The following is a 14,734-nucleotide window of genomic DNA, read 5'->3' as shown; positions in this document are numbered from 1 at the left end:
GCGCTGGATATGAAAACGCCGGCTGAGGCATTCGCTTTAGCAGCGTGACCTGTGCAGGATTTGGTGGGTCAATACAGTCTTTGAGGGCAACTATGGCATGAACATCCTGGGGTTCGCCTACCCGGACGCCGCGGAGCCCGACGGCAAGAAAGCGGATGTGTGGTTTATCGATGGCCCCTCCCCCTATGGCGGCCCGTCGGCAACAACGGGCTGCCACCTGGCCTGGCGAGCCCAGGACCGTGCCCAGGTGGATGCCTTTTACCGCGCGGCGATTGCCGCCGGCGGAAAAGACAACGGTGCCCCGGGGCTTCGCCCGGAATACCACCCGCATTACTACGGCGCTTTCATTATCGACCCGGAAGGCAACAACATTGAAGCGGTGTGCCATCAGCCCGAAAATTGAGCCGGATACGGGGTTCGTCCTTCACGTCCTTAGCCTTTGCCCGATGTGCGCCCGCAGCACCGGGGTGCACACAACATTTTAAGCCCTGACATCATGCCAGCCGACCGCATCTCAAGATTGCTCGAAGACATCCGCCTTCTCGACGCCGGGCGCTTCGAGCTGGTTCAGGCCTTAAGAGACATCATCCTAGGTCTTGCCCCCTCGATTTCCGAAGAGGTGAAGTACGGCGGACTTCTGTTCTCGGCGGGCAAGCCGTTTTGCGGCGTCTTCTCCTACGCGAAGCACGTTTCGCTGGAGTTCGGAGCAGGAGCATCACTGCCAGACACCTTCAAGGTGCTGGAGGGCGAGGGCAAGTTCCGTCGCCACATCAAATTGCTGTCGGTTGAAGACATCCGCGGCAAGCATGTCGTGGACTATCTCGTCCTGGCGCTTGGGCTGGCTGCAGAACCCTGAGCGCGCGCATCTTCCAGTTGTCGGCGGGACAAGGCTAAAATGCGTCCCGGGCTGCCAGGACGCCCACCTCGCGAAAGCGCAAGCACCTTACATCGCAAGCCTTGCTTGCATACCCTCCGTGGCCAACGGCGAGAGCGGCCACTCGACTTCGGAGTCGGTATGCCCATTTCATCACCCCAGCCGCCGTGCGCGGGTCAGATCTCTTCCGTTCAACTGGTACTGCGCGAGGCAAGGCGCCTTCATCGCGCCGCCACCTCGGACACCCTTTCAGAGGCGCTCCCCATCCTCCGGCGACTCTTGGCAACCCGTGCCGTGACAGACTGGTCGCTCCCCAGCCTCTTCCACGCCCGCGGCACCGTGCAGCGCAAACATGTACTTCGGGCTCTGGCCCGCGAAGCCGGGTACGCCAGTTGGGAGGATTACCGCCACGCCCTCCCACATCTCGATGTCAGCCTCCTTCAGCAGCTTGTCTCAGCGCAGCGCGGCACCTCAGTCCTGAAGCTCTGGTTCTCCGATACTTCGGCAGCGAGGCGATTCGCCGCGGAACAGGGTGGGCAGGCCGTACGCATCGGTGTGCAGGCCGTCGTCCTTCCTGCCGCGCCATCCGACGATGCCAAGGCAGGGCAGCCAACAAGGCTGACACCCGTGCCCGGCTCCTGACGCTGGCGGGCTTTTCCGTTCAGCGGGACGCCTCAGGCACAGGGAAGCGTGCCCGCCAGCAGCGACTAATGGCGCCCCGCGCTATCCTGCGGATCGCGAACGCGCCCTTGGCATAGAGGTAGGCTGGGCCTGACCGGTCTGGCCCGGGTTGATCCTCGCCCTGGGGCAAACGCCGAGGACGGGGTTGGGCGCGTGGGCAGGTTCTCGCTAGCCCGCGCCCCCCGGCTTGCTGCCCAGCATGGCACGCAGGTTGGCGATGCGGGCCTTGGCGTCTTCCTTGGTCACGGGCTCCGCAGATTTGCGGTCGCTGCGCTTGATGCCTTCGCCGCCCATCTCGTCGATGAAGCGGGAGGGGTCGCAGGTGCGCACGTCGCGGCCGGCCTTTCGGCGGTCGCAGTAGCTGATGGTGAGGCTGCGCTGGGCGCGGGTGATGCCCACGTACATCAGGCGGCGTTCTTCCTCGATCTTGTCTTCGTCGATGGACGACTGGTGGGGCAGCAGGCCCTCTTCCACACCCACCAGGAACACGTGCTTGAACTCCAGGCCCTTTGAGGCATGCAGGGTGGCGAGCTGGACCTGGTCGAGCTCTTCGTCGTCCTTGTCGAGCATGGTGATCAGGCTGATGGTCTGGATCATGTCCGACAGGGTCTTGCCGTCTTCCTCGCCCTTGCGGCCCAGCCAGCCGGTAAAGTCGCCCACGTTGCTCCACTTGGTTTCGGCTTCGCGGGGCTCGCAGCTTTCGTACAACCAGGCCTCGTAGTTGATGGCCTTGAGCATGTCGTTAATGACCTGCCCGGCGGGCTCGCGGGGGGCACGGTGGGCGATGCGGTTGATGAAGTGGCAGAACTCCCGCAGCCCCTCCAGCTGGCGGGCGGCCACGTGCTCGGCAGCACCTTCCTCAAAGACGGCGGTGAACAGGCTGATATGGCGGTTGGACGCATAGCGGCCCAAGGCTTCGATGGTCGCGGGGCCGATGCCCCGGCGCGGCACGGTGATGCTGCGGATGAAGGCCAGGTCGTCGTCCTCGTTGGCGATCAGGCGCAGGTAGGAGCACAGGTCCTTGATCTCGGCGTTCTCGAAGAAGCTGCGCCCGCCCGAGATGGCGTAGGGGATCTTGTGGTTGCGCAGCTGCTGCTCGAACAGGCGGGCCTGGTGGTTGCCCCGGTAGAGGATGGCGTAGTCCTTGAAGTGGGTGCGGTTCTCGAACTTGTGGGCGGAGATCTTCATCACCACCGCCTCGGCCTCGTGCTCGGGGGTCTGGTAGGCCACCACGTTCACCGGCTCACCGGCGCCGTGCTCCGACCACAGCTTTTTGTCGAAGAGCTTCTCGTTATTGGCGATCACCGTGTTGGCGGCGTGCAGGATGCGCGAGGTGGAGCGGTAGTTCTGCTCCAGCTTGATCACCCGCAGCTTGGGGTAGTCCACGGGCAGCTGGCGCAGGTTCTCGATGTCGGCGCCGCGCCAGGCGTAGATGGCCTGGTCGTCGTCGCCCACCGCGGTAAAGGCGGCGCGCACGCCGGCCATCAGCTTGAGCAGCCGGTACTGGGCGCGGTTGGTGTCCTGATATTCGTCCACCAGCAGGTAGCGCAGCTTGTTCTGCCAGCGCTCGCGCACCTCGGGGTGCTCGTCGAAGAGCTTCACCGGCAGGCGGATGAGGTCGTCAAAATCGACGCCCTGGTAGGCCCGCAGGGTCTTGTCGTACTCCATGTAGAGCAGCGCGGCGGCGGACGAGATCTCGTCGTTGGCCAGGTGGGCCGCCTCATTGGGCTCGATGAGGGCGTTCTTCCAGCTGGAGATCTGCCACTGCAGGGCCTTGGCCCGGTTCTTGTCGGTGCTGCCGGTCATCTCGGCGATGATCTGGGTGGTGTCCGACGCATCGAGGATGGAGAACTGGGGCTTGAGGCCCAGCAGTTTGGCCTCCTGGCGCACGATGCGCACACCCATGGCGTGGAAGGTGCATACCGTGAGGCCCTTGGTGGCGCGGCCGCCCATCAGCTTGTTGATCCGCTCCAGCATCTCCTTGGCCGCCTTGTTGGTGAAGGTGATGGCCGCGATGTTGTGGGGGTTGAAGCCGCACTCGGTGATCAGGTAGGCGATCTTCTGCGTGATCACCCGGGTCTTGCCCGACCCGGCCCCGGCCAGCACCAGACAGGGCCCGTCCAGGTAGTGGATGGCTTCGCGCTGGGGGGCATTGAGGAGCAGGGCAGACATGGGGGCAGTACGCGGGGTGGAGCGGGAGGGCATTCTACCGCCCCGGGGAGCGGGCTCACCCATCCCGCGGGGTCGAATTCATTCAACCCCGGACTTTGCCCAGCGGCTTGCCCGTGATTGGCGTGAGCGGGTCGAATGAATTGGCCCCCACCGGAGCGGCTGCGGTAAGCTCCGGCCATCATGTCCGTCTTCACACCCGTCACCGATTCCGACCTGGCCGCCTGGCTGGGCAACTACGCGATTGGCCGCCTGGACCAGCTGCAGGGCATTTCTGCCGGCGTCCAGAACAGCAACTTCTTCGTCAACACCAGCCTCGGGCGCTATGTGCTCACCCTGTTCGAGACCATGCCCCGGGCCGAGCTGCCCTTCTACCTGCACCTGATGGCCCACCTGGCCCGCCACGGCCTGCCGGTGCCGGCGCCCATCGCCAACCGGGACAACGAATACCTGGGCAGCCTGTCGGGCAAGCCGGCGGTGCTGGTCAGCCGCCTGGCCGGCCGCTCCGAGATGGTTCCCACGGTGGCCCACTGCGCGCGCATCGGCGCCATGCTGGCCGGGCTGCACCTGGCCGGCCTCACCTTCGGCCGCAAGCAGGCCAACCCGCGGGGGGCCGAGTGGCGCCGCGACTGCGCCGCCCGAGTGCGCGCCCACCTGCCCGCCGTCGAGCAGGCCGAACTGGACGCGGAGATCGCCTTCCAGGCCGGCTTCGACCTCACCGCCCTGCCCCAGGGGGTGATCCACGCCGACCTCTTCCGCGACAACGTGCTGTGGGACGGCGACTACATCGGCGGCGTGATCGACTTCTACTTCGCCGGGCGCGACGCCCTGCTCTTCGACGTGGCCGTCACGGTTAACGACTGGTGCGCCGACGCCGACGGCGCGCTCGACCCGGCACGCAGCCAGGCCCTTCTCATGGCCTATGCCGAATCCCGCCCCTTCACGGCGGGCGAGCGCGCAGCGTGGCCGGCCATGCTGCGGGCGGCGGCCCTGCGTTTCTGGCTGTCGCGGCTGGAAGACTTTCACCTGCCCCGGGCCGGCGAGATGGTGCTGGTAAAGGACCCGGGGGAGTACCGACGCATCCTGCGCCTGCGCGCCGAAGCCCTGCCACTGCCGGCCCTGCCGGGTTGAACCCCCCGTCCGTCGCAGACCGCCGGTTTGAAGTGAACAGGGTATTTGGGCTAGCATCTCACCGCAGTGCAACATCCTGATTTTTCACTCCGTTTTCCCGTCGCCCGCCATGACTGATCCGGCACCCCAGGCCGTCCATCCCCACAACGCCGCGCGCCATCCGCAGCCGCAGCGCGTTTCGCCCGCCGAGGCGCTCAGCTGGCTGAAGGCCGGCTGGGGCTATTTCATCGGCAATCCGGGGGTCTGGGTGGCCATCAGCGTGATCTTCATCGTCATGCTCTTCGTGCTCGGGCTGGTGCCCCTGCTGGGCTGGGCGGTGGTGCTGATCGGCTTTCCGGTCATGGTGGCGGGCATGGTGCTGGGCTGCCACGCCCAGGCCCAGGGCGAACCCCTGCGCATCGAACACCTCTTCGCCGGTCTCAAGGTACATGCCGGCAATCTGGCCCTGGTGGGCGTCTTCTATCTGCTCGGTGGCCTCATCGCCGGCTTCGTGTCGGTGGTCATCGGCGGCGGCGCGCTGCTCACCGGCTACATCCTCGGTGCGCTGGAAGGCCTGGGCCTCGGGCTGGTGAGCGGCGTGGTGCTGACCAGCGTGACCTTCTCGGTGCTGTGGGTGCTGCTCATCACCGCCCTGTGGTTCGCCGCGCCGCTGGTGGTGCTGCGCGACACCCCGCCCCTCGACGCCATGAAGCTCTCGCTGTCGGCCTGCTTCGGCAACTTCGGCGCCTTCGTGGTGCTCGGCGTGCTCATCTACGTGCTGATCTGGGTCGCCATGGTGCCTGCCGCCCTGGGCGTGCTGGTGCTGATTCCGGTGCTGGCCGGCACGGTGTATTCGTCCTACCAGGACGTCTTCGGCGAGGAACCGGCCCTGCCCGCACCGGTCGAAGCTCTCCCGCCGGAAGGCACGGAGTAAGCGGATGCAGGCACGCATGTTGCCCGCCCAGCGCGGCTGGGCCTGGATTTTCGATGGCTTTTCCCTGTGGCGGCGCAACCCGGCCCTGATCACCTTTCTGGTCTTCGGCTGCTCCCTGTGCCTGCTGCTGATCGCCGCCGTGCCCTTCATCGGTCAGGTGATCATGTCCCTGATCATGCCGGCCCTGTCCCTGGGCATCTTCAACGGCTGCAAGGCGGTGGCCGAACGGCGCAAGGCCGGGCCCGACATCCTGCTGTCGGGCTTTCGCCAGAACCTGCCCGAGCTGGTCAAGATCGGCGGCATCTACCTGGCCGGCACCCTGGCCGTGATGGGCGTCAGCCTGCTCATCGACGGCGAGATGAACATCAAGCTCTCCAAGGCCATGCTCGGCCGTGTCGGCTGGGGCGAGACCCTCGACGACCCCGCCTTCGCCATGGCCCTGCTGGTGGCCACCATCGGTTCCACGCCGCTGATGATGGCCTACTGGTTCGCCCCGCTGCTGGCCGGCTGGGGGCAGGTGCCGGCGGCCAAGGCCCTGTTCTTCAGCTTCATCGCGTGCATGCGCAACTGGCGCGCCTTCCTTGCCTACGGCATCGGCCTGCTCGTCATCGCCCTGGGCGCCGGGTTGCTCATCGCCATCCTCGAGCTGGTGTCGCCCCTGCTCGCCCTGCTGCCGGCCCTGGCCTTCCCGGTGGTCTTCATTCCGGTGATCTTTGCCAGCTTCTACGCCAACGCCCTCGACGTGTTCGAGCGCATCGGGCCCGATGAGCTCATCTGAGGCGGGCGCGGGGGCGCTGGGCATCTTCGGCGGCACCTTCGACCCCATCCACTACGGCCACCTGCGCCTGGCCGAAGCCGCGCGGGAAGCCCTGGGCCTGGAGAGCGTGCGCCTGATCCCCGCCGGTCAGCCGCCCCACCGCGCCACCCCGGGCGCCAGCGGCGCCCACCGCCTGGCCATGGCCCGCCTGGCCGCGGCCGACAACCCGGCCTTCGAGGTGGACCCGGCCGAGGTGGAGGCCGCCCAGGCCAGCTTCACCATCCTGACCCTCGAGCGCCTGCGCGCCACCCTGGGTGCCGAGCGCCCCCTGGTGCTGCTGCTCGGCGTGGATGCCTTTCTCGGCCTGCCCGGCTGGCAGCGCTGGACCGAGCTGTTCGACTTCGCCCATCTGGCGGTGGCCAACCGGCCCGGCTACAGCCTGGACGAATCCCGCCTGCCCGACGCACTGGCCCGCCACGTGGAACAGCGCCGGGCCAACCCCGAGGCACTCGCGGAAGCCCCTGCCGGGCGCCTCGTCAGCTTTTCCATGACGCCCCTGGCGATCTCCGCCACCGATATCCGCAGCCGTGCCGCCAGCGGCCAAAGTCTGCGTTATTTGCTCCCCCCGCCGGTTCTTGACTATATTTCCCGGCATCAACTCTATTCTTGAATCAATGGACATCAGCCAAACCGAAAGCCTCGTCGTAGCCGCCCTCGAAGACATCAAGGGCAAGGACATCGAGGTCATCAACACCACGCGCCTTACCTCCCTGTTCGAGCGCGTCATCATCGCCAGCGCCAACTCCAACCGCCAGACCCGCGCCCTGGCCCGCAACGTGGCCAACAAGGCCCGCGAAGCCGGCATCAACGTACTCAGCATCGAGGGTGAAGACGGCGGCGAGTGGGTGCTGGTGGACCTGGGCGATGTGGTCGTCCACGTCATGCAGCCCGCCGTGCGCGCCTACTACAACCTGGAAGAGCTGTGGGCCGCCGGCGCCTCGCGCGGTGCCCGCCCGGGCGGCAGCATCGCCCGCAGCGCCTGACCCTCTCCTCCCCACGGCGGCCTGCCCGCCGCCGATCGCCCCCATGAAACTGCTCCTCGTTGCCGTCGGCACGCGCATGCCCGCGTGGGTCGACACCGGGTTCGACGACTTCGCCAAGCGCATGCCCCGGGAGCTGCCCCTGCAGCTCATCGAGGTCAAGGCCGAACCCCGCACCACCGGCAAGACCGTCGAGGCCATGATGGCCGCCGAAGCCGCCCGCATCGAAGCCGCCCTACCGGCCCGTTGCCGCCGCCTGATCCTCGACGAGCGGGGCGAGGACCTCACCACCAAGGCCCTGGCGAAGCGCCTGGAACGCTGGCAGGACGGGGGCGACGACGTGGCCCTGATCATTGGCGGGCCGGACGGGCTCGATCCGGCCCTCAAGTCCACCGCCCACGAGACGATGAGACTCTCCAGTCTCACCCTGCCCCACGCCCTGGTACGGGTGATGCTGGCCGAGGCCCTGTACCGGGCCTGGAGCCTGTCAAAGAACCACCCCTACCACCGGGAGTGACATGAGCCATCCGTCCATCTACCTTGCCTCCAACAGCCCGCGCCGGCGCGAGCTGCTGAAGCAGATCCACGTGCCCTTCGAGCCCCTGCTGTTCCGCGGCCCGGGGCGGGACGACCCTGACATCAACGAGGACGTGCGCCCCGGCGAGGACGCGTTCACCTACGTACGCCGGGTGGCCCGGGCCAAGGCCGAGGGCGGCATCAACCGGGTGCGCTGGCGCGCCCTGCCCCCGCGCCTGCTGCTGGCCGCCGATACCACCCTGGAACTCGACGGCGAGATCATCGGCAAACCCGACCACAGCGCCCACGCCATGACCATCCTGAGGGAGTTGTCCGGGCGCACCCACCAGGTGCTCACCGCCGTGGTGGTCAGTGACGGGCAACGCTTCGAGGAGCGTCTGTCCACCAGCCAGGTGCGCTTTCGGCGCCTGGCCGAAGACGAGATCCGCCGCTACGTGGCCACCGGCGAGGCCGCCGACAAGGCCGGCGCCTACGGCATCCAGGGCCGCGCCGCCCTCTTCATCGAGGAAATCCGCGGCAGTTACACCGGGATCATGGGCCTGCCCCTGTTCGAGACTGCGGCCCTGCTGCAGGAATTCGGCTATCCTCTCTGACGCTCTCTGACAGACTTTTGCAGACTCTGACAGAATCACGCCCGAGCCCGCAGAAGACGGGAAAATAACACCACGACGCGGAAGCAATCCGCGCGGCCGATGCCGGACGAGCGGCGATCGGCGATGGCGCAGCACACCCTGCGCCATCGCCCATCTCCGTTTGCCTCCCGCATCATGTCTGAAGAATACCTGATCAATTTCACACCCCAGGAAACCCGCGTCGCGCTCATGCAGCAGGGCGTGGTCCAGGAAGTTCACGTCGAACGCACCGCCAGCCGGGGCATTGTCGGCAACATCTACCTGGGCAAGGTGGTCCGCGTGCTGCCGGGCATGCAGTCCGCCTTCATGGACGTGGGCCTGGAGCGCACGGCCTTTCTGCACGTGGCCGACATCTGGTCCGACCGGCACGCCGGCGACCCGCCGCGCCCCATCGAGCGCATCCTGGCCGAGGGTCAGAACCTCATCGTCCAGGTCCTCAAGGATCCCCTGGGCACCAAGGGCGCGCGCCTGTCCACACAGATCTCCATCGCCGGGCGGATGCTGGTCTACCTGCCCCAGGACAAGCACATCGGCATCTCCCAGCGCATCGGCGACGAAGCCGGGCGTGAAGCCCTGCGTGAGCGGGTCAGCCGCCTGCTGCCCCCCAACGAGCCGGGCGGCTACATCGTCCGCACCATGGCCGAGAACGCCTCCGACGACGAGCTCGCCGCCGACATCGCCTACCTCAAGAAGCTCTGGGCGGAGATCAAGAACCGCTCCGTCGGCGCCCGCCCACCCTTCGTGCTGTACCAGGATCTCAACCTGGCCCAGCGGGTGATGCGCGACCTGGTCACCGACGCCACCACCCGCATCGTCGCCGACTCCCGGGAGAACTTCCAGAAGCTCAGCACCTTCGCCACCGAGTACATGCCCCAGGTGGCCCCGCTGCTCGACCACTACACCGGCGAGCGCCCGCTGTTCGACCTGCACGGCGTGGAAGCGGAGATCGAGAAGGCCCTGGCCCGCCGGGTGGACCTGAAATCCGGCGGCTACCTGATCATCGATCAGACCGAGGCGATGACCACCATCGACGTGAACACCGGCGGTTTCGTCGGCGCCCGCAACTTCGACGACACCATCTTCAAGACCAACCTGGAGGCGGCCCAGGCCATCGCCCGCCAGCTGCGGGTGCGCAACCTGGGCGGCATCATCATCGTCGACTTCATCGACATGGAAAGCCCCGAGCACCGCAGCGCCGTGCTCGACGAATTCCGCAAAGCCCTGTCCAAGGACCACACCAAGATGACGGTGAATGGCTTCACCAGCCTCGGCCTGGTGGAGATGACCCGCAAGCGCACCCGGGAATCCCTCGCCCACCTGCTGTGCGAACCCTGTGCCACCTGTGGCGGACGGGGCGAGGTCAAGACCGCCCGCACGGTCGCCTACGAGATCCTGCGCGAGCTGCTGCGCGAGGCCCGCCAGTTCAACGCCCGCGAGTTCCGGGTGCTGGCGGCGCCGAACGTGATCGACCTCTTCCACGAAGAGGAATCCCAGTCCCTGGCCATGCTGTCCGACTTCATCGGCAAGACCATCTCCCTGCATCCCGAGGCCAGCTACGGCCAGGAACAGTTCGACATCGTGCTGCTCTGAGGGCACAAAAACGCCAACGGAATAAACGCACCAATACAGTGCAATCCCAGTATTGGTGCGGGTTTCGCGACGTTTTCGCCCCGTGTCAGTGCATCCAAAAATTCAATTGCCAATTGATTGACGCTGTAATGCCGGGGCCCGCAAAATCGCGCCCCTCGCACAGGCAGGTATTTTCAGGATGCAAACCTCCAACACCCTCCAGGCCACCCTCGGCCAGTCTTCGGGCGCCGTCCGGATCGGTCTCAACCACGGCTACGCCTTCGATGGCGACAGCGTCCAGCTCGACGCCGAACTGCTGGTCACCAACCCGGAAGAAGCCGCCGATCAGGAATGGGCACTCCAGCTGTGGGCTTGTGAAGCCCCCTTCAACGGTCAGCCGGTCGCCGCCGCCAAGATTGCCGAATTGCCCGTGGGCGCCCTGGATGCCGCCAGCCCGGCCTGGGTCAGCGCCTTCACCGCCGCTTGCCCGCCTGCCGGTCAAGCCGGACACAGCATGGTGCTGGTGCTCGCCGCCGGCCGCAACGGCCAGTTCGACCAGGTGCTGGATTACGCCAACTTCCCCCGTACCGAAACCTTCGTGCAGCCCCGCCTCGTGGGCAACACCGGCTTCAGCGTCGGTGAAACCACGGTCAGCCTGAGCGCCGATGGCATCGAGAACCCCCGTAGCGCGGATAACCTGAGCGGCACCCTGTCGCTCGAGCTGTGGGCCCTTGGCGCCCCGTACAGCAACGGCATCCCCGAGGGTGTCCAACTGGCCGCCAGCAACATCGGCAGCCTGGCCGGTCAGAATGGCTGGCAGGGCCTCGCCCTCGACCTGCCCCTCGCCGCCCGCCCCGCCGGCACCTGGCACATCGCCCTGCTGCTGCGTGAATGGACGGCCTTTGGCTACGTCACCCGCGACTTCACCAACTTCGCCCTCCCCCTGAGCTGGGAAGCCGAAGCCGTGGCCGCACCGGCCGCCAAGCCGACCGCCAAGGCCAAGACCGCAGCCAAACCGGCTGGCGCAAGCCCCAAGGCCGCCGTCAAACCTGCGAAAGCCACCACCACCCCGGGCAGCGTCTCCGTGAACAAGGCCAGCGAAGCCGAGCTGGCTGCCGTCAAGGGTCTGCCCAAGGCCGTCGCCAGCGCCATCATCGCCGCCCGCCCCTTCAAGACCCTCGACGAGCTGGTCAAGCTCAAGGGCATGGGTGTGAAGATGCTCGACAAGCTCAAAGGCAGCCTGAGCCTCTGATCGCCGACGGCGTTGAACCCGCGCAGGTCGCAGGTTCAACGCCCGAAGGTCGAAGAATCCGCCCCTACGAGGAAGCCGGCGCAGCCTGAAGCTGCCCCCACAGGCCCTCACCCCCCGCCTCCAGCCAGCACAGCCACGCCCGTACATCGAACTCCAGTTGGTGGTAGTCGGGCTCCATGCGGCAACACAGCTGATAAAAGGCCTTGTCGTGCTGGCGCTCCTTCAGGTGTGCCAGCTCGTGCACCACGATCATGCGCAGGAACTCCGTGGGCGCCTCGCGAAACAGCGTGGCCACCCGGATCTCACGCTTGGTCTTGAGCTTGCCCCCCTGCACCCGTGAGACGGTGGTGTGGGTGCCCAGCGCGTTGTGGATGGTCTGCAGCTTGCCATCGAAGGCCACCTTGCTGAGGGGATCGGCATTGCGCAGGTGGCGCGCCTTCAGTTCCGTCACATAGGCATACAGCGCGCCATCGTTGCGCACCGGGTGGGCCTGCGGATATTTGCCGAGCAGCAGGGGGCCGAGCCGGCCATCGGCCAGCAGCTCACGCACCGGCCGGAGCAGGTGTTCGGGATAGCCGGACAGGTATTTCAACGGCGCAGCGGGCTGCATGGCTGGAGTCCGGGAGGGGGAAGGCCGGGATTCTAGCGCCTGACGGCATCACTCCTTGATCTTCCGCAAAGTGTCCTCCGTCCAGCAGCGTAGTTTACTGACCACATGGTCAGTAACATTCACGAGGACGAGGCAATGAAAACGTCCCGGCCCCTCCCTTCGCCAGAAGGTGTCTCGCCGTCTCGCCGCCCCCGCCGGTTGGCACTCCTGCTGCTCTCGCTGGTCCTGGGCATCGCCGGCCCCCTGCACGCCGCCGAGACCCTGGACGATGCGTGGCGGGAGGCGCTGGCGGTCGATGCGCGCCTGCGTGCCGCCGATGCCGACGCCGATGCGGCCCGGGCCAACCTTGAAGCGGCACGCGGCCTGGCCCTGCCCAAGGCCACCGCCAGCACGCGCTACACGGTGCTGAGCAAGGAACCCGCCGCCCGCATCGGCCTGCCGGCGTTGCCCGGCATCGCCTTGCCCGACCAGCTGCCGCTGTCCGAGCGCACCTATGCCACCCACGCCCTGCAGGCCACGCTGCCGGTTTACACCGGCGGCCGCATCTCCGCCGCCATCATCGGGGCCGACATCGGGGTGCAGGCCAGTGCCCATGAACGCAGGCACAGCGAGCAGGCCGTCAAGCTGGACGTGGCCGAAGCCTGGCTCGGCGTGCTGCGCAGCCGTCGCGCCCTGGCCGCCGCAGAACGCCACCTGGCGGCCCTCGACGCCCACGCCCGCGACGTGGACGACCTGCACCGCCAGGGGGTGGTGCCACGCAACGATGTGCTGTCGGTGGCCGTTGCCTGCGCCGACGCCCGCCAGCAATTGACCCGCGCCCGCCACGGGCGCGATCTCGCCACGGCGGCCTACAACCGCCTGCTGCGCCGCCCGCTGGACGCACCGGCCGATCTGGCCGAACCGCCGCCCGACAGTGCCGGTCACGACGACCTTGCCACCCTCGGCGCCCGCGCCCTCCGGCTGAGGCCCGAGCTGGCACTCCTCGGCGCCCGGGCCGAGGCCGGCGACCAGGAAGCCGAGATGGAGCATGCCGCACGCCGCCCGCAGGTGGGCCTGAGCGCCGCCCTGCTGCACGAAGACAACCGCTACCGGGTCGGCCAGGACGTGGCCCAGGTGGCCATCGGCGTGCAATGGGATCTGTTTGACGGGGGAATCCAGCGCCAGCGGGCCGATGCGGCCACGGCCCGGGCCCGGGCTGCCCGGGAACGCCAGGCCGACGGCGCCAGCCGGGTCGAGCTGGAAGTGCGCCGGGAATGGCTGTCCGCGGAGGAAGCCGCCCAGCGCCTCGCCACCACCTCTGCCGCCGTGGCCCAGGCCGACGAAAACCTGCGTGTCGCCCGCGACCGCTACCGCAACGGCGTCGGCACCCATACCGAAGTCCTGGATGCGGAAGCCCTGCGCAGCCTCACCGACCACAACCACCTCAACGCCCACTATGACCTGCACCTGGCCCGCTACCGCCTGAAAAGGGCGGTCGGCGAGCTGTAAGGGAGTTTCACCATGCGTCTCGACAGGAAAACCCTCGCGATCGCCCTCGGCGCCGGGCTCATCGTGGCCGGAGGTGCCTGGGCCTGGCAGCACTTTGCCGGCAGCAAGGCCCTGCCCGACGGCCTGATCCAGGCCAACGGGCGCATCGAGGGCGACCACACCACCGTCGCCAGCAAGCTCCCCGGGCGCATCGCCGAAATGCAGGTGCGCGAGGGCGACACGGTGCAGGCCGGGCAGCGCCTCGCCCGCCTCGAAGACACCCAGCTCACCGCCCGCAAGCAGCAGGCCGATGCCGCCGTGGCCACCCTGCAGGCTCAGCGGGATGCCGCCCGCGCCCAGCTCGCCATCGCCCGTCGGGAGGTGCCCCTGGCCGAAGCCAGTGCGGCGGCCGTGCTCGCCAAGGCCCGGGCCGCCGAAGCCCAGGCCGCGAAGGACGCCCGACGCTTCGACGAGCTGGCCGAACGGGGCACGGTAGAGGCCCGCCGCGCCGAGCAGATGCGCCTGGCCCACGCCGCCGCCACGGCCGACCTGCGTCAGGCAGAACAGTCGGCCAGCGCCGCCCACCTGGGCAATGACAAGGTGAAGGCCCGCGAGAACGACATCGCCGCCCTCGAAGCCGGCCTGCGTCAGGCCCAGGCCATGGCAAACGAAGTCGCCAGCCTGATCGACGACCTGAGCCTGCGCGCCCCGACGGGCGGTGTGGTGCTGAACCGCCTGCGGGAAAACGGCGAAATGGTGGCCGCCGGCACACCGGTTTTCGATCTGGTGGATCTCGACAAGCTCTATCTCAAAGTCTATGTGCCCGAAAAGCACATCGGCCAGCTGCGCCTGGGCCTGCCCGCACAGGTTTACACCGATGCCTTCCCGGGCCAGGCGTTTGCGGCACGCACCCGCTACATCGCCTCCCGGGCCGAGTTCACCCCCAAGGAGGTCCAGACCCCGGACGAGCGGGTCAAGCTGACCTACGCGGTGAAGCTCTACTTTGATGCCAACCCCGAGCATCGCCTGAGCCCCGGCGTGCCCGCCGATGCGGTGATCCGCTGGAAGGACGAGGTGCCCTGGCAGGCACCCCGCTGGTAGC

Annotated in this window: 15 protein-coding genes; 13 read left to right on the top strand and 2 right to left on the bottom strand. The window is 67.6% G+C overall.

Going from position 1 to position 14,734, the window contains the following annotated elements; all coding sequences use genetic code 11:
* Positions 1–97 precede the first annotated feature (97 nt).
* Together L6Q67_RS14645 and L6Q67_RS14640 are read left to right on the top strand one after the other, a co-directional pair.
* Positions 98–403 (top strand): VOC family protein, encoded by a 306-nt coding sequence (locus L6Q67_RS14645; protein ID WP_296570761.1) that lies wholly within the window; start codon positions 98–100, stop codon positions 401–403.
* 93 nt (positions 404–496) lie between these two features.
* Positions 497–856: a DUF1801 domain-containing protein gene (locus tag L6Q67_RS14640; RefSeq protein WP_296570759.1), complete on the top strand. Its 360-nt coding sequence runs from the start codon at positions 497–499 to the stop codon at positions 854–856.
* An 867-nt stretch (positions 857–1,723) separates the two neighbouring features.
* On the opposite strand, the gene L6Q67_RS14635 is transcribed toward L6Q67_RS14640, so the two are convergent.
* Positions 1,724–3,727, bottom strand: coding sequence for a UvrD-helicase domain-containing protein (locus L6Q67_RS14635; RefSeq protein ID WP_296570756.1), 2,004 nt, complete (start codon positions 3,725–3,727; stop codon positions 1,724–1,726).
* Positions 3,728–3,907: 180 nt separating this feature from the next.
* Here L6Q67_RS14635 and L6Q67_RS14630 point away from each other — a divergent pair, with 180 nt between their 5' ends.
* The 9 genes from L6Q67_RS14630 (at position 3,908) to L6Q67_RS14590 (ending at position 11,555) form a co-directional block, all read left to right on the top strand.
* Positions 3,908–4,855 carry a homoserine kinase gene (locus L6Q67_RS14630; RefSeq protein ID WP_296570753.1) on the top strand — a complete coding sequence of 316 codons (948 nt, stop codon included), beginning with the start codon at positions 3,908–3,910 and terminating at the stop codon, positions 4,853–4,855.
* A gap of 109 nt (positions 4,856–4,964) precedes the next feature.
* Positions 4,965–5,768, top strand: coding sequence for a BPSS1780 family membrane protein (locus L6Q67_RS14625; RefSeq protein ID WP_296570750.1), 804 nt, complete (start codon positions 4,965–4,967; stop codon positions 5,766–5,768).
* Between the two features lie 4 nt (positions 5,769–5,772).
* Positions 5,773–6,546 (top strand): BPSS1780 family membrane protein, encoded by a 774-nt coding sequence (locus tag L6Q67_RS14620; protein WP_296570749.1) that lies wholly within the window; start codon positions 5,773–5,775, stop codon positions 6,544–6,546.
* Positions 6,533–7,195, top strand: a complete 663-nt coding sequence (nadD, locus tag L6Q67_RS14615) for a nicotinate-nucleotide adenylyltransferase (protein WP_296570746.1) — start codon at positions 6,533–6,535, stop codon at positions 7,193–7,195. The genes L6Q67_RS14620 and nadD overlap by 14 nt, the downstream gene beginning before the upstream one ends.
* Positions 7,196–7,199: 4 nt before the next feature.
* Positions 7,200–7,568 (top strand): ribosome silencing factor, encoded by a 369-nt coding sequence (rsfS, locus tag L6Q67_RS14610; RefSeq protein ID WP_296570742.1) that lies wholly within the window; start codon positions 7,200–7,202, stop codon positions 7,566–7,568.
* A 43-nt stretch (positions 7,569–7,611) separates the two neighbouring features.
* Entirely contained in the window at positions 7,612–8,082 is a 471-nt protein-coding gene (gene rlmH / locus L6Q67_RS14605; RefSeq protein ID WP_296570738.1) for a 23S rRNA (pseudouridine(1915)-N(3))-methyltransferase RlmH, read from the top strand.
* A 1-nt stretch (position 8,083) separates the two neighbouring features.
* A complete protein-coding gene (locus L6Q67_RS14600; RefSeq protein ID WP_296570736.1) occupies positions 8,084–8,695 on the top strand; it encodes a nucleoside triphosphate pyrophosphatase in 612 nt (203 codons plus the stop codon).
* A gap of 174 nt (positions 8,696–8,869) precedes the next feature.
* Entirely contained in the window at positions 8,870–10,324 is a 1,455-nt protein-coding gene (gene rng, locus L6Q67_RS14595; RefSeq protein WP_367171646.1) for a ribonuclease G, read from the top strand.
* A gap of 178 nt (positions 10,325–10,502) precedes the next feature.
* Positions 10,503–11,555, top strand: coding sequence for a helix-hairpin-helix domain-containing protein (locus tag L6Q67_RS14590; RefSeq protein ID WP_296570730.1), 1,053 nt, complete (start codon positions 10,503–10,505; stop codon positions 11,553–11,555).
* Between the two features lie 64 nt (positions 11,556–11,619).
* Here L6Q67_RS14590 and L6Q67_RS14585 read toward each other — a convergent pair whose 3' ends face one another.
* Positions 11,620–12,165: a M48 family metallopeptidase gene (locus L6Q67_RS14585; RefSeq protein ID WP_296570727.1), complete on the bottom strand. Its 546-nt coding sequence runs from the start codon at positions 12,163–12,165 to the stop codon at positions 11,620–11,622.
* 198 nt (positions 12,166–12,363) lie between these two features.
* Here L6Q67_RS14585 and L6Q67_RS14580 point away from each other — a divergent pair, with 198 nt between their 5' ends.
* Positions 12,364–13,653: a TolC family protein gene (locus tag L6Q67_RS14580; RefSeq protein ID WP_296570724.1), complete on the top strand. Its 1,290-nt coding sequence runs from the start codon at positions 12,364–12,366 to the stop codon at positions 13,651–13,653.
* A 12-nt stretch (positions 13,654–13,665) separates the two neighbouring features.
* The gene (locus L6Q67_RS14575) at positions 13,666–14,733 is read left to right on the top strand and encodes an efflux RND transporter periplasmic adaptor subunit (RefSeq protein ID WP_296570722.1); all 1,068 of its coding nucleotides are present in this window, start codon (positions 13,666–13,668) and stop codon (positions 14,731–14,733) included.
* The last annotated feature ends 1 nt before the right edge of the window (position 14,734 follow it).

Origin of the sequence: Zoogloea sp., assembly GCF_023150065.1 — a bacterium.
Taxonomy (GTDB): Bacteria; Pseudomonadota; Gammaproteobacteria; order Burkholderiales; family Rhodocyclaceae; genus Zoogloea.
The sequence above is the reverse complement of the archived record's forward strand: the minus strand, read 5'-3'. Positions and strand labels throughout refer to the sequence as shown.

Coding starts and splice junctions, on each gene's coding strand:
- L6Q67_RS14645 (WP_296570761.1), top strand. CDS start 98: ATGAACATCCTGGGGTTCGCCTACCCGGACGCCGCGGAGCCCGACGGC.
- L6Q67_RS14640 (WP_296570759.1), top strand. CDS start 497: ATGCCAGCCGACCGCATCTCAAGATTGCTCGAAGACATCCGCCTTCTC.
- L6Q67_RS14635 (WP_296570756.1), bottom strand. CDS start 3,727: ATGTCTGCCCTGCTCCTCAATGCCCCCCAGCGCGAAGCCATCCACTAC.
- L6Q67_RS14630 (WP_296570753.1), top strand. CDS start 3,908: ATGTCCGTCTTCACACCCGTCACCGATTCCGACCTGGCCGCCTGGCTG.
- L6Q67_RS14625 (WP_296570750.1), top strand. CDS start 4,965: ATGACTGATCCGGCACCCCAGGCCGTCCATCCCCACAACGCCGCGCGC.
- L6Q67_RS14620 (WP_296570749.1), top strand. CDS start 5,773: ATGCAGGCACGCATGTTGCCCGCCCAGCGCGGCTGGGCCTGGATTTTC.
- nadD (WP_296570746.1), top strand. CDS start 6,533: ATGAGCTCATCTGAGGCGGGCGCGGGGGCGCTGGGCATCTTCGGCGGC.
- rsfS (WP_296570742.1), top strand. CDS start 7,200: ATGGACATCAGCCAAACCGAAAGCCTCGTCGTAGCCGCCCTCGAAGAC.
- rlmH (WP_296570738.1), top strand. CDS start 7,612: ATGAAACTGCTCCTCGTTGCCGTCGGCACGCGCATGCCCGCGTGGGTC.
- L6Q67_RS14600 (WP_296570736.1), top strand. CDS start 8,084: ATGAGCCATCCGTCCATCTACCTTGCCTCCAACAGCCCGCGCCGGCGC.
- rng (WP_367171646.1), top strand. CDS start 8,870: ATGTCTGAAGAATACCTGATCAATTTCACACCCCAGGAAACCCGCGTC.
- L6Q67_RS14590 (WP_296570730.1), top strand. CDS start 10,503: ATGCAAACCTCCAACACCCTCCAGGCCACCCTCGGCCAGTCTTCGGGC.
- L6Q67_RS14585 (WP_296570727.1), bottom strand. CDS start 12,165: ATGCAGCCCGCTGCGCCGTTGAAATACCTGTCCGGCTATCCCGAACAC.
- L6Q67_RS14575 (WP_296570722.1), top strand. CDS start 13,666: ATGCGTCTCGACAGGAAAACCCTCGCGATCGCCCTCGGCGCCGGGCTC.